The following is a 13,202-nucleotide window of genomic DNA, read 5'->3' on the forward strand; positions in this document are numbered from 1 at the left end:
CGGAGCCGCGCACCTGACCGGGAAAGCCCACCCCGCCCGGGCGCGTACCATTCTCACATCCTCCCCACAATCTCCTCCGCCACCCCCATCGTCGTACCCGTTCCGCCCAAATCCGGTGTCAGCGAAAGACGCTCATTCAGCACCTCCGCCACGGCCTGTTCCACCCGTATTGCCTGGTCACACCGTCCGATATGGCGCAGCAGCAGCGCGCCGGACAAAATCAGCGCAATGGGGTTTGCGATCTCTCTTCCCGCAATATCCGGCGCAGCCCCGTGGGAAGCTTCCACCACGATCTCGCCGTTTTCCCCCACGTTGGCACCCGGGGCCAGCCCCAGGCTCCCCACCAGTCCGGCCGCCAGGTCGGAGAGAATATCCCCGTACTGGTTGGAGGCCACGATCACGTCAAATTTCTCCGGACATTTGGCCAGATAGTAAGCCGTGGCATCCACCATGAAGTCGTCGGAGGGGATATCCGGATTTCTCGCCGCCACCTCCCGGAAGCAGGCCAGAAACAGCCCGTCGGCCATGCTCACCGCGTTGGCCTTGTGCACGCAGGTCACCTTCTTGCGACCGTTTTTCCGGGCGTAGTCGAAGGAGTATTCCACCACGCGCAGCGCCGCCTTGCGGGTGGTCAGCTTGATGCACTCAGCCGCGCAGTCGCCCACCATGTGTTCAATGCCGCTGTACACGTCCTCCGTGATCTCCCGCATAATATGTACGTCCAAATCCTCGTACGCGCCGGAAATGCCCTTGAATCCCCGGATGGGCCTGGGGCAGACGTACAACCCCAGCTCCCTGCGGATGGCGTTGTTCAGCGAAGGGTAGACTCCCACGCTGCCGTCCTCGTGCTCGCAGTAGAGACGGCCCTTGAACTTATCCACCAGCAGCGGCGCCTTGATGGCCAGCTTCAGTTCCTTTAACAGCTTCACCGACTCCTGGGGCAGCGGATGGCCGTACTGCTCCACCCCCTCGTCCCCGATGGCCACCGGCACCCACTCAAACTCAATATCCGTGGCTTCCAGCACCCGCAGCGTAGCCTGCGTAATCTCCGGGCCGATTCCATTTCCCCTGATCACTCCAACTCTGATTCCCATTCTGCAACCTCCCTGAATTCATTTTGTTGATTCCCTCTGCATTCAGTGTACCGCAGCTTGACATCATTGTAAAATGGCATTATAGTATAGTTAATCATTCTAAAATCAAATGATAGAAAGGATGGAAAGCGCCATGAAAACCAGCGACTGGGCCTTAATCCAGACTCTCTACGAATGCCGCAACATCACCCGGGCAGCCGCGCAGCTCTACATCTCCCAGCCCACCCTGACCAAACGCCTGCGGGCCATCGAGGAGGAATTGGGCGTGGTGATCGCCTTGCGCGGAAAACGGGGCGTCACCTTCACGCCCGAGGGGGAGTACCTGGCGGTCAAGGCCACTCAGTTTCTCTCCCTCATGGACGAAGTCAACCGGCATCTCACCGAGCTGAAGGAGGAGCCCTCGGGCACCCTCTGCATCGGGGCGTCCAACTCCATGGCCCGCTTCTCCCTGCCCGGATTGCTGCAATACTATCAGGAATCCCACCCGGGGATCAGCTTTGAGATCACCACCAGTCTGAGCAGCCAGCTCTGCAAGCGGGTGGAACGCCGGGAGCTGGATCTGGCCTTTGCCTTCGGCGACATCCCATTTAAGGGGGTAAAGTACCGGTTTGCCAGCGAGCAGGCCTACCTGGCCAGCGTGAAGCCCCTGGACATGTCCCGTCTGTCCTCCTATCCCTATATCACCTACTTCAAGGACAAATACACCCAGCAGCTCATCGAGAACTGGTGGGCGGAATACTACCTGACGCCGTTTCCCAGAGGGCTGGTGGTCCAGCACGGGGACATCTGCCGGGAAATGATCTTAAAGGGCCTGGGTTACAGCTTTTTCTTTGTCCGGGGCTACATGGCGGACCATCCCCAGTACGTCTACCCGCTGCACTACAAGGACGGAACGCCCCTGCTGCGCAACACCTGGCTGCTATGCCCGGACCAGCCGGAAAACCTGCGGCCGGAGGTGCAGAGCTTCATCCGGGAAGCCCTGGACTACAGCCGCTCGCAGCCCTCCCACGCGTGATGGACACAGCCGAATTCCGTTTCTCCACAAGGGCGGACAAGACTGCCTCCAAGGCCCTGGCCAGGTCCTGCGGTTTCTCCTGCCTCTATTCGGAGCAAAAGACGGACCCCCGAAACGGAAAACGCTATGAACTGGAGGTTTACAGCAAAAAACTGTGAGCCCGCGGCTCATTACATTCAAAAAAGCGGGACCCCTGTGGAATCCCGCTCTCTCTCTTATTTCAGACCGCCCGTCAGAAGCCCCGGAAGCTCCGCCAGACTGTCGATGTACCAGTCTGCGCCCCTCTGATCCACTGGGAACCTCCGCTCCCGCCGGACCGCAACGGGAATCCCCGCCCGGACCGCGGCCTCTATGCCATAGGGCGAGTCCTCCACCACCAGGCATTTCTCCCCGGGCAGTTTCAGAAGCTCCAGACATTGCAGATAGATTTCCGGGTTGGGCTTGCTCTCCCGGAACATATCGCCGCACAGCACAAACTCCATATAGGCCCCGAAGCCGCAGAGCGCTTTGATTTCCTCCGCCTTCTCACGGACCGTGGAGGTAGCAAGCACGGTCCGGTATCCGTGGCCCTTTAACCATTCCAGCGCCGGAAGCGCATCCGGGAACAGGATGCCGGGATAATCGATGGGTTTGTCCTTTCCAAATTCCCGGTAATGGGACCGGAACACCTCTATATCCCAATCCGGCGGGCAGTATTCCCGGACCGCCTCGAAGTGGCCGTTCCCCGTGGCGCCCACCATGGTCAAAAGGCGCTCCTCGGGAACCTGCTTTCCCAGAAAATCCCGGACAAACCATCTCAGCCGGTTCATATAGACCACTTCCGAGTCGATCAGGACCCCGTCCATGTCAAAGATCACCGCCTCAACCGCCGTGGCATTTGTCATGTTCTCCCTCCTCTGTCTCCGTCCAAACCGCCGTACTGATAGATTCCGTCCCGATCCTGGAGCGCGAACAGTTTTTGCTTCCAGAGCCGTTCAAACCGTTCCCGGCCCGCCATGATATCCTTTATCAACCCCAGCTGGATGAAAAACCACCAGGCCGATTTCCCCGCGCTGTAAAAGACGCCCGGCAAAAGAAGCGCCACAAGGACCGGATTCCAGCCCCCGGCCAGGCCGAACAGCCCGGCAAGGGTCATAGCCGCGGACACAAAGCCGTTTAAGGGCAGAACAAACGGGAGAAGGCCGTACACCGCGGCGGCGGACAGCGCCGCCCAGCTCTTGGTAAAGACCGCACACGTCACAGCGCAGGCTGCCGGAAGAATCATCTGCAGGGCGAACCCCACGGCGATTCCCACCCGGCCGTTTTCAACCTGGCCGCAGAGCTCCCCGCTCCTGTTTTTCACGACCCGCACCACCAGGCTGCGCGCTTCGATGGCGTTCCGGACTTCCCCATAGTTTCTGCACGGTGTGTTCAGATACACGGCCCTTCCTCCCCTCTTTTCCTTATCTCTGCAACGGTTTCGCCTTGGTGGGAAGCGCTTCCCTGGTCCGCGGATAATTGCGCACCTGCAGGTCAATCCCTCTGGCGGTATAGGTCAGGTACGCCAGAAGCTGCAGCGGGATGGCGTATTCGAACACGGAGAAATCCTCGTCGTTCACAAATCCCCCGTCCAGCACGTGATCCGATTCCACGCCGTCCTGTACTCCGATGGAGTACACGTGGGGATTCTGGTCGTGCATGATCTTAAACAGCGCGTTGGCCCGCTCGTAACCGTAGGTCCTGGGAGCGATGAGCACCGTGTAGACGTCCGGCTTCACGGATGCCAGGGGACCGTGGAGAAATTCCTCCGTCTCAAACCAGAAGTAGGGATACCGAACCGTCTCCATGCTCTTGAGCGCGCCCTCCATGGCGGTTCCCACATTGGCTCCGTAACCAAGAACATAGCACTTCTCGCATTTCACAAACTCTTCCCGGACCGCCTCGAACCATGTTTTTGTCTTTTCGATCACCGGGTCGATATTGCGCAGCACGGATCCAAGTCTGGACACGTTGTCCCCATATGCGGCCTCGTCCACGTACCCGCGCGCTTTCGCGGCCTCCAGGGCCATCAAAAACAGGGTCAGCACCGTGCACGTATATCCTTTTGTCTTTGGCCCCACAAACTCGCGGCCGCAGTCGATGGTCACTTTCTTTTTCGCCGTCTGGGTGCAGGTGTTGTTTAAATACTCCGTAACCACGAAATTGTCGATCCCCAGACCGTTGGCCTTTGTGAGGGCGTCGATGGTGTTCGTGCTCTCTCCCTCCTGGGTCACGGCAATCACCAAATCCATGTCCGGGTAAAATGTCTTATCGTAGTGGGCAAATGCGTAGGACGTGATCGTTTCACAGGGCACCCTCAGCATTTTTTCCATATAATATTTCGCCGTCACACAGGAATTGTACGAGGTTCCGCTGGCGGTGAGCAGCACTCTCCCATATTTCCCGGCGGCAAAATCGTGGGCGAACTCCCCGCAGATCTCCGCGCGTTTCTCCAGAATCCCCAGTGCCGCTTCCTGCGTCTCGTGGATATAATCCAGCATTACAAAATTACTCATCACAAACCTCCCAATTATAGAATTCCAAAAAATTTACCCACAATGCCTACCACGATGATTCCGATCATGATCCACCAAGCCTTCACGCCTTTTTTCAGTAGGCGGTAAATCAGGAAGGTGACGCCCAGGGGCAGGATGCAGGGGCAGATCTCGTCGAAGATCCCCTGGATGTTAAGGGTGACGTCGGCTCCGAAATTGGCCACCAGCGCAATTTTGATGCTCACCATGGAGGCGATCATGCCGCCGATCACCGTAAGGCCCATGACAGAGGCCGCTTTGGTGGCGCGGTTCATCAGTCCGCCGGAGACCAGGGTGTCGATGGAGCCCGCGCCCAGCTTGTATCCGAACTGTACCCCGTAATAACGGACCAAAAAGTTCGGAATGTTATAGATGATCAAAAACAGCACCGGGCCCAGCAGATTCCGCTGCATGGCCAGGGAGATACCGATACCGGATCCGATGATTCGGAAGGTCCCCCAGAAAAAGGTGTCGCCAATGCCGGAGAGCGGTCCCATTAACGCAACCTTGATGGCGTTGATGGAAGAAACGTCAAATTCCTCGTTGGCAGCCGCTTCCTCCTCCATGGCGGCCGCGATGCCCAGCACAAAGGGCGAGCAGGCAAAGGTATTGTTGTAAACCTCGGAGTGGCGGGAAAGGGCCTGGGAGAACTTTTCCTTGTTGTCCCCGTACAGTTTTTTCAGCACCGGAATCATGGAATAAGCGAATCCGGGGGCCTGCATACGGTCCATGGAATAGCAGGCAGGCAGTAAAAAGCAGCGGAAGAACAGCGTCAGCAGGTCATGCTTTGTAATCTTTTTTCCGTTTTCCATTGTATTAGATTTCGTCGACATCGACAGACACCTCCTTGTTTCCACGGTCGCTGAAGTTGAAGATCAGCACTGCCAGGATTGCTCCGATAATGGCAACGCCTACGTTACTCATGCCCAGGAACGCCACGATCACGAACCCGACAAACAGGAACGGGGCCAGCTCCCGGTTGTAGGTCAGCTGCATCAGCAGCGCAAAACCCAGCGCCGGCAGCATGTTGGAGGCAACCTTGATTCCGTCGGTGATAAATGTAGGGATCACCCGGATCAAATACTCGAACAGCGGCGCGCCCACCAGCATACCCAGCAAAACGACCAGGAACGGGAAGAAGAAATAGTTAAACAGACCCATCCACTGGCAGATTTCCATGGTTTTGGCATCGCCTCTCTCCGCCGCCGACTTGGCCCGCTCGCTGAGCAGGTGGTTTAACGGAATCCAGGTCAGATATCCGATGGTTGTGCCGAAGGTGGAAATCGGCAGGGCCAGGGCCAGCGCCACCTCCGTGCCGGTGCCGCTTCCCAGAACAAAACCGGTGCACAGGGCGCTGCCCAATGTAATCTCCGGCATTCCGGAATGGGCTCCGATTCCCACAAGTCCCATGCTCAGAAGCTCAAACTGCGCGCCTATGATCATGCCTTCCACAGGGTTCCCATAGATAAATCCCACCAGCGTACCCACAATCAGCGGGCGCTGTATCATCGTCATACCGAATACGCGGTTATCGATCTTACAGATGCCCGCGATCAGCGCCACCAAAAATGCTTTCATAAACATATGGCTTATCCCTCCCGATTTTCCGAAGCCTTTCTAAGGAGCTTCTCAAGATTCACGAATTTGTCTCTCGGCGTCGGCAGCATCCCAACCGGAATTCCCGCCTCCACAACCGAGAGAAGCGCCTCCACATCCTCTTTGGTCAGATTCAGATTGTCCGTTATGTAGTCCGCCTTTTTCCGGACACCGCCCACGGTCAGCCGTTCAATCCCGTTTACGCCTTTGCAGACTTTGGCCGCGTCAACCGGCGTGCTCACCAGAGCCATAATCCTGTACTTTTGACTCTCCGGGCCGTTTAAGAACGCGATTCCCTCTTCCACACCCCGGAACCCGTACTTGACGCCCGGAGGCACGGCCATTTTCAGGGCTTTCTTTCTCATCTCGTTCTTCATGATCTCATCGTTGATCACCAGCAGCACATTCGCGTCCAAAAATCTGGTCCAGGAAATGGCCACCTGACCGTGAATCAACCGGTCGTCCAAATGAAGCGCCTTAATCATATCTCTTCCTCCTCGCCCTTTTCTTCCATCAGACAGTTTACGTGTTTCACCCCTTCCCGGCCGGACCGGCAGAGCTGGTCCACCAGCGTCTCCGTGTCCATGGACGGGTCCGACAGCAGGGCCTCCAGGACCATGGCCAGATTCATCCCCGTGATCAGATGGAGCCGTTTCCTCCCGATGTACTCGGTGAGGATGTTCGTCACATTGCCGCCGAACACGTCGGTCATTGCGATGATCTCATCCTCCTCGCCGTAGGCTGAAAACACGGATTCCACCCGCTCCCGGATCGTGTCGCCGGAATCTTCCATCAGCACCTCGATCACACCCACGCCGGCGATGACATCCTCACCCCCGATAAACGCCGCCGACTTGAGGATCGCTCCCGCCAGAGGACCGTGGGAAGCAGTTAAAAAATGCCTCATCGCGCTCATTTCCCCCCTTTCTCTTGGTTTTTTACATTTGCCGGGAAAATCTTCCGCCCGGGCCAGGCCGCGTTTCAAGCCAGGGCCAGGCGGTTCTCTCCCGGCGGCAACCCATTAAATGTATATGCCTTATCCCATGAGTCTCCACCGATATGTCTACAAAAACTCTAAATGTATATACATTTAAGTTGCCTACATCGTACCACATATGACTGTATAAATCAATATTTTTTAATCAAATATTTATTAATTTTACTTATGATTTTATAATTTGTACACAATTATTTTCTATAATGTATATACATTGACCTTTTTCGGGAAACCCTTTATAATAGGGATATCGAATGATATGCGAGGTGATTATGGGAAAACAAATTGCGAAATACAAAGAGATCGAACATGATATCTTATCCCAGATACAGGACGGAAAACTGCAGACCGGCGACCAGATTCTGACGGAGAGCGAGCTGTGCAGCCGCTATCAGGTGAGCCGGATGACCGCCAGAAAGGCGCTGGATCTTTTATCCTCCAAGGGAATCCTGGTCAGAACCCCGGGAAAGGGTACGTTTGTCAATTCCGTTCAGATTACCAAAACGGCCAACCGCACCAGAAGCTTCAGCAACGATATGCGCTCCATCGGAAAGGTCCCCGGTTCCATCCTGGTCTCCTACCAGGTGCTCCACGGGTCCGAGGTTCCGGAGGCCGCCGAAGCCCTTGACATCGGGCCGGAGGAGCTGGTGCACTGCATCGAACGAATCCGTACCGGGGACGGAGTCAAGATGGCTTTGAGCTACACCTATCTGCCGTGCAGCCTGTTCCCCTCTTTTGATCTGAGGATGTTGGAGGGGTCTCTCTACGATTATATCAGCGGGCAGTATGAAATCGACCTGACGGACGGCTCCCGGACAATCAGCGCCCTGCTCCCCACCCCCCATCAGAAACAGATGCTGGAGATCGGCGACGAGCCGCTTTTAAAGATCAGCCATCCCGGCTATCTCAAGGACGGGCGGCGGTTCGAATACTCTGCGACCTACTATATCGGATCGCGCTTCTCCTACCGCTACGAGAGACCGGAATGAGAAGCTGCGGGCGCGCCCCGATCTTTACCCGTTCCATCAAAAAACAATCGGATCCGCCTCCCTGCGTTTTCCTCCCCGAAAACGCAGCCCGGCGGACCCGGTTGTTTTAATTGGATACGGCAGGCTGACGGCACAGCCGGCAGTTCACTGCACACCTATTCCGGCCCGGACAGACCGTTCCCTGTCATCACTGGCGCACGTACACCGTGCCGTCCATAATCCGTCTGGCCGTTCTCTGCACCGCCACGCCCGGCAGTTTCAGCTCGCCATCCTGCCGCACGATATCCGGGTACATGGTCATCACGCCGCTGGGGTGGCCGATGCGCACGCAGCCACTGGCATTTCCCGGCATACCCAGGGTTTTCTCGATGATGGAGCCCTCCAGCTGGGCGGCCACGGAGATGGAGCTGGCCGAGGTCAGCGGGCAGGCCTTGTGGCACTTAAACACGGAGATCACGCGGGCGCAGAGGTCCATATCCGAAGCCTCAACCTGTTCCCCGGCGATATCCGTAAAGGTCACGGGCGCGGTGAAAAAGCCCACCTTGGGAACGGCGGGACTGTTGGCCGTGGCGTCCTCCAAATCCTTTGCAAAACCCATCATGCAGGCCGCCGTGCCGCGAATCTTCTCCAGCAGCGCGCTGACCTCAGCGTTAGAGTTTATTTCCTCGGGAAGCTCCGTGCCCTTCATGCCGATCTCTTCAGCCCGCACCAACACCATGGGGTTGGACACGTCCAGGATGCTGGCCTCGATTTTTCCGAAGCCCGGGATATCCAGCACGTCCAGCACATTTCCGGTGGGCAGAAGTTTACCTGTCTTGGAACCGGCGGGATTCAGGAAATTCACCTTCAGCTCCGCCGCGGTGCCGTCCACGCCCGCGATGTGGCAGTCCCCGTCCTGGGCGAAGGTGCCGGTCTGCGGGTCGATGGGCACGGTGACGTTGATGTATTTGTCCGTGTTGCGGTTGAGCATACGCACCGTGGTGATGGGCTGCGTGATCGTAAGAAGTCCCTCCTCAACGGCAAAAGGCCCCACGGCGGCGGTCATGTTGCCGCAGTTGGACTTGTAGTCCACCTGGCTCTTGCCCACAATCACCTGGCCCACCAGATACTCCACGTCCACGTCCTTCTCCTCGCTCTTCCACACGATCACGATCTTGTTGTTGCTGGACACGGTGCCGCCCATGCCGTCGATCTGCTTGGGATCAGGGTTGCCCATCACCTGTAAAAAAATGGGATCCCACTGGTTTCTGTCCTCCGGCAGGTCCTCCCTGAGGAACATACAGCCCTTGCTCGTACCCCCGCGCATAAATACTGTCTTAAATTTTCTCATTGTCTACCCCTCTCCGCCGGATTCCACATCCGGCTATCTGTAAATAATTTTGTTTAAGGGACAAGGCGGTCCCATCGGGCCGCCAAATCTTTTGCCAGGAAGGCGGACGCCCGGCCTGTGCCGTTTTGTCCGCCATTCTTCTATTTTTTCAGCCCGTCGATGGTCTCCAGCAGGTAATCCGTGAATTCCGCCGCGCTGGCGCCGTCCCGGTCCGTGGTCACCACCAGCCTGCGCTCGGTGATGGTGCAGATATCCAGAGCCTGGTCCAGAATCTGCTTGCGGTCCGCGTAACCGATGTGGGCCATGAGCATGCCCACCGCCCGGATCAGGCTGCAGGGGTCCGCATAATCGCCCCGGTTGTGGTCGATCAGGAAGGGAGCCGTGCCGTGGATGGCCTCAAACATGGCGTATTTATTGCCCAGGTTGGAGGAGGAAGCGGTTCCAAGGCCGCCCTGGTGCTCCGCCGCCACGTCGGTCACGATATCGCCATAGAGGTTGGGCAGCACGATCACCTCGATGCCCTTGTTGAACTCCGGGTCCAGCATCTTGGCGCTCATGGCGTCCACCAGACGCTCCTGAATCTCAATCTCCGGGTACTCCTCGCCGACCCTGCGCACGGCCTTGATGAAGTTGCCGTCCGCCAGCTTCACGATGTTGGCCTTTGTCACAATGGTCACGTTCTTCTTTCCGTTCTTTCTGGCAAACTCAAAGGCCGCCCGGGCGATGCGCTCGCTGCCCTGTCTGGTCTGCACCTTGAAGTCCACGGCCAGGTCCTCGTTCACCTGGATGCCCTTGTTGCCCCAGATGTACTCGCCCTCGATATTTTCACGGAAAAAGGTCCAGTCGATGTTTTTCTCCGGGATGCGGATGGGGCGCACGGCCGCGAACAGCTCCAGACCCCGGCGCAGCAGGCTGTTGGCGCTGATCAGGTTGGGCCAGGGATCGGATGCCCTGGGCGTCACCATGGGGCCCTTTAACAGCACGTTGCACTGTTTGACCTCCTCGAACACCTCGTCCGGCAGGCTCTGAAGCTTGGCGGCCCGGTTCTCAATGGTCATTCCCTCGATGGTCCTCACCTCCACCCGGCCGGAAGCGATCTCCGGTCCTAGCAGATCGTCCAGCACCCGCAGGGCCTGCTTCATGATAATGGGGCCGATGCCATCGCCGGGCAGGATGCCCACCACAATTTTCTCCAGTTTGGCGAAATCCGTCACCTCATTGTCCGCCTTCATCCGCTCGATCCGCTCGTACTCGGAGCGGATCAGCTCCGCAAATTTCTCCTGTGCCGCAGCAATATTCGCGTCAACGCTCATGTTCTTCTCCTCCATCCATTGTTCTGCGCTCCTGCGCATAATAGTTGATCAGGCAGCCGGAAAGCAATATCTTGCGTTCCTCTTCGGTCAGCTGCCCCAGGGTGCACGAAATCTCCCGCTGCCCCCCAGTCACCCGCCTCACCCGCAGGTCGCTCCGTCCCTCTTTTAACGCGCTCCGGATTCCCGGAACCAGCAGATAGTCGCCCACCCGGATGTCCTCCAGGCTTTCCGCGGTGACGAGGGGCAGAATCCCCCAGTTGATCAGGTTGGACCGGTAACGTTTGGTGGCGTACTCCCCCGCCAGATCCGCCAGGCCGCCCAACACCTTCTGGCTGCTGGCCGCCTGCTCCCGGGAGGACCCGTCCCCGATCTGAGGGCCGGTGATGATACTTCCCAGGGCGATCCCGCCCTCCTCACAGCCAAGCTCCGCCTGAAGCCGCCGTAAAATTGTTCCGGCCTCCTGGTCGGTAACCGCCGCCAGGCCCATTTCCCGGCGCAGGCGCTCCTGGGCCCGCACCTCCCTGGCGCGGCCCACATAACCCGGATCACGGCTGATCAGGGTGTATCCGGCCAGTTTTTCCGGCTTGGACCGGTAGGACGAGGCCTCACCGGACGGCACCAGCTCATCGGTGGTCACTGACGAATCGTAGGCCCCCGCCACTTTAAGCAGCAGATGCTCCGCCAAAGGCGCCATCTCGGGCCATTCCCCGATATTCGGCCCCATCACCAGGGGCTCGGCCGGATTTCCCCCGCCGAAATTGTCGTACACCTGCCCCTTGTAGATCGCGGGATTGAAATGGTATTCCGGGGAGGAGTAATGCACCTGATCCAGCTCCGTGGCCGCCGTCAGGCGTCCGCCGTTTCGCACGGTGGCGGCAATGGACCGGGCGTCCATCAGAGCCACCGCCGCCATCTGCCCCTGGCCCGGCTTGGAACCGTCCCGGTTGGGATAGTTGCGGGTCACATGGCGGATGGAAAGCTGATTGTTGGCCGGAACGTCGGTCACGCCGAAGCAGGGGCCGCAGATAGCCGGGCGCAGCGTGGCCCCGCTGACCGCCAAACGCCCCGCGATGCCCTGATCCATCAGGTCCGCCATCACCGGCACGCTGGCCGGGTTCACGCCCAGGCTGATTCCGTTTCCGCTTATGGCGCAGCCGTCCAGGATATCGGCCATGGCGGCGATGTTCTCAAACATGCCTCCGCTGCAGCCGCTGACCAGGGCCTGGTCCACCACCAGCTCCCCGTCCCGGATCTTATCGGCCAGACGGAAGGGCTCTCCCGCCTCCCCCTTGATTCTTTGGCCCTCCGCCTCTACCTGGGCCACGATCTCGTCCAGATTTTCCTTTAACTCCCGGATGGGCAGCGCCCTGCTGGGGTGGAAGGGCAGCGCGATCATGCACTCCACCGCAGAGAGGTCGATCTCGATCAGCCCGTCGTAGCAGGCGCCCTCCCCGGGGGCAAGGGGCCGGTATTCGCCGCCCCGCCCGTGCATTTTCAGGTACGCCTCCACCGCCCCGTCCGTGGTCCAGATGCTGCTTAAGGCCGCGCTCTCGGTGGTCATCACGTCGATGCCCATGCGGTACTCCACGGACAAACTGCCCACGCCGGGACCCACAAACTCCAGAATTTTGTTCTTGTTAAACCCGTTTGCAAAGGTTGCTCCCACCAGAGTCAGGGCCACGTCCATGGGGCCCACGCCGGGCCTCGGACTCCCCTCAAGCCACACGGCGATCACCGGCGGGCGCTTCAGGTCGTAGGTGCGGCCCAAAAGCTGCTTGGCCACCTCGCCGCCGCCCTCCCCGATGCCCATGGTTCCCAGAGCGCCGTAGCGGGTGTGGCTGTCCGAGCCAAGGATCATTTTCCCGCAGCCCGCCATCATCTCCCGCATGTACTGGTGCAGCACCGCCCGGTAGGGAGGCACGAAAATGCCGCCGTAGCGTTTGACGTTGGACAGGCCGAACACATGGTCGTCCTCATTGATGGTGCCGCCCACCGCGCACAGGGTGTTGTGGCAGTTGCTGAGCACATAGGGCACCGGAAATTTCTCGATTCCGCTGGCCCGCGCGGTCTGCAGAATGCTCACATAGTTGTTGTCCGGGGACACCAGGGCGTCGAATTTAAGCCGCAGGTTTTCCATGTCGTCCCACTGGTTGTGGGCTTTTAAAATTTCGTAGGCCATGGTTTTCTCCCGGCCCTGTTCCACATCAAAACCCGCCGGTGCCGGCGCAGGGCATCCCTGAGTCCCCAGCACGACCGGGCAATCCAATAATCGTATCATATCCGCTCCTTTTGAATGCTGTCCGCGGCTAAACCGCC

14 protein-coding genes are annotated in these 13,202 nt (G+C 58.5%); 3 read left to right on the forward strand and 11 right to left on the reverse strand.

Annotated features, from left to right (window positions below):
* Nucleotides 1-53 precede the first annotated feature (53 nt).
* Complete coding sequence (locus tag ACK2JC_RS01270; RefSeq protein WP_368272452.1) at nt 54-1,094, reverse strand: isocitrate/isopropylmalate dehydrogenase family protein; 1,041 nt, start codon at nt 1,092-1,094, stop codon at nt 54-56.
* A gap of 133 nt (nt 1,095-1,227) precedes the next feature.
* On the opposite strand from ACK2JC_RS01270, the gene ACK2JC_RS01275 reads away from it, so the two are divergent.
* Together ACK2JC_RS01275 and ACK2JC_RS01280 are read left to right on the forward strand one after the other, a co-directional pair.
* Nucleotides 1,228-2,109: a LysR family transcriptional regulator gene (locus tag ACK2JC_RS01275; protein WP_166434470.1), complete on the forward strand. Its 882-nt coding sequence runs from the start codon at nt 1,228-1,230 to the stop codon at nt 2,107-2,109.
* On the forward strand, nt 2,109-2,267 hold the full coding sequence (locus ACK2JC_RS01280) for a hypothetical protein (protein ID WP_320937678.1): 159 nt from the start codon (nt 2,109-2,111) through the stop codon (nt 2,265-2,267). Before ACK2JC_RS01275 ends, ACK2JC_RS01280 begins: the two co-directional genes overlap by 1 nt.
* A 57-nt stretch (nt 2,268-2,324) precedes the next feature.
* Here the strand turns inward: ACK2JC_RS01280 and ACK2JC_RS01285 are convergent, their stop codons facing one another.
* The 7 genes from ACK2JC_RS01285 to ACK2JC_RS01315 are packed head-to-tail and all read right to left on the reverse strand — an operon-like array spanning nt 2,325 to nt 7,164.
* Nucleotides 2,325-2,993 carry an HAD-IA family hydrolase gene (locus tag ACK2JC_RS01285; RefSeq protein ID WP_320937677.1) on the reverse strand — a complete coding sequence of 223 codons (669 nt, stop codon included), beginning with the start codon at nt 2,991-2,993 and terminating at the stop codon, nt 2,325-2,327.
* Nucleotides 2,990-3,529 carry a hypothetical protein gene (locus ACK2JC_RS01290; RefSeq protein ID WP_320937676.1) on the reverse strand — a complete coding sequence of 180 codons (540 nt, stop codon included), beginning with the start codon at nt 3,527-3,529 and terminating at the stop codon, nt 2,990-2,992. The genes ACK2JC_RS01285 and ACK2JC_RS01290 overlap by 4 nt, the downstream gene beginning before the upstream one ends.
* A 22-nt stretch (nt 3,530-3,551) precedes the next feature.
* Complete coding sequence (locus ACK2JC_RS01295) at nt 3,552-4,643, reverse strand: SIS domain-containing protein (RefSeq protein WP_368274699.1); 1,092 nt, start codon at nt 4,641-4,643, stop codon at nt 3,552-3,554.
* 14 nt (nt 4,644-4,657) lie between these two features.
* The gene (locus ACK2JC_RS01300) at nt 4,658-5,494 is read right to left on the reverse strand and encodes a PTS system mannose/fructose/sorbose family transporter subunit IID (protein WP_107434994.1); all 837 of its coding nucleotides are present in this window, start codon (nt 5,492-5,494) and stop codon (nt 4,658-4,660) included.
* Entirely contained in the window at nt 5,478-6,245 is a 768-nt protein-coding gene (locus ACK2JC_RS01305) for a PTS mannose/fructose/sorbose/N-acetylgalactosamine transporter subunit IIC (protein WP_092360351.1), read from the reverse strand. Before ACK2JC_RS01305 ends, ACK2JC_RS01300 begins: the two co-directional genes overlap by 17 nt.
* A gap of 5 nt (nt 6,246-6,250) precedes the next feature.
* The gene (locus ACK2JC_RS01310; protein WP_092360350.1) at nt 6,251-6,742 is read right to left on the reverse strand and encodes a PTS system mannose/fructose/N-acetylgalactosamine-transporter subunit IIB; all 492 of its coding nucleotides are present in this window, start codon (nt 6,740-6,742) and stop codon (nt 6,251-6,253) included.
* Nucleotides 6,739-7,164, reverse strand: coding sequence for a PTS sugar transporter subunit IIA (locus ACK2JC_RS01315; protein ID WP_368271364.1), 426 nt, complete (start codon nt 7,162-7,164; stop codon nt 6,739-6,741). The genes ACK2JC_RS01310 and ACK2JC_RS01315 overlap by 4 nt, the downstream gene beginning before the upstream one ends.
* 362 nt (nt 7,165-7,526) lie before the next feature.
* On the opposite strand from ACK2JC_RS01315, the gene ACK2JC_RS01320 reads away from it, so the two are divergent.
* Entirely contained in the window at nt 7,527-8,243 is a 717-nt protein-coding gene (locus ACK2JC_RS01320; protein ID WP_166434468.1) for a GntR family transcriptional regulator, read from the forward strand.
* A 187-nt stretch (nt 8,244-8,430) separates the two neighbouring features.
* Here the strand turns inward: ACK2JC_RS01320 and ACK2JC_RS01325 are convergent, their stop codons facing one another.
* The 3 genes from ACK2JC_RS01325 to ACK2JC_RS01335 all read right to left on the reverse strand — a co-directional run bounded on the left by ACK2JC_RS01325 (nt 8,431) and on the right by ACK2JC_RS01335 (nt 13,164).
* The gene (locus ACK2JC_RS01325; protein ID WP_302325835.1) at nt 8,431-9,573 is read right to left on the reverse strand and encodes a 2-methylaconitate cis-trans isomerase PrpF family protein; all 1,143 of its coding nucleotides are present in this window, start codon (nt 9,571-9,573) and stop codon (nt 8,431-8,433) included.
* A gap of 140 nt (nt 9,574-9,713) precedes the next feature.
* Complete coding sequence (locus ACK2JC_RS01330) at nt 9,714-10,886, reverse strand: isocitrate/isopropylmalate family dehydrogenase (RefSeq protein WP_092360346.1); 1,173 nt, start codon at nt 10,884-10,886, stop codon at nt 9,714-9,716.
* A complete protein-coding gene (locus tag ACK2JC_RS01335; protein ID WP_411338366.1) occupies nt 10,876-13,164 on the reverse strand; it encodes a hydratase in 2,289 nt (762 codons plus the stop codon). The genes ACK2JC_RS01330 and ACK2JC_RS01335 overlap by 11 nt, the downstream gene beginning before the upstream one ends.
* Nucleotides 13,165-13,202 lie beyond the last annotated feature (38 nt).

It is taken from the genome of Enterocloster lavalensis (assembly GCF_046603895.1).
Lineage (GTDB): Bacteria > Bacillota > Clostridia > Lachnospirales > Lachnospiraceae > Enterocloster > Enterocloster lavalensis.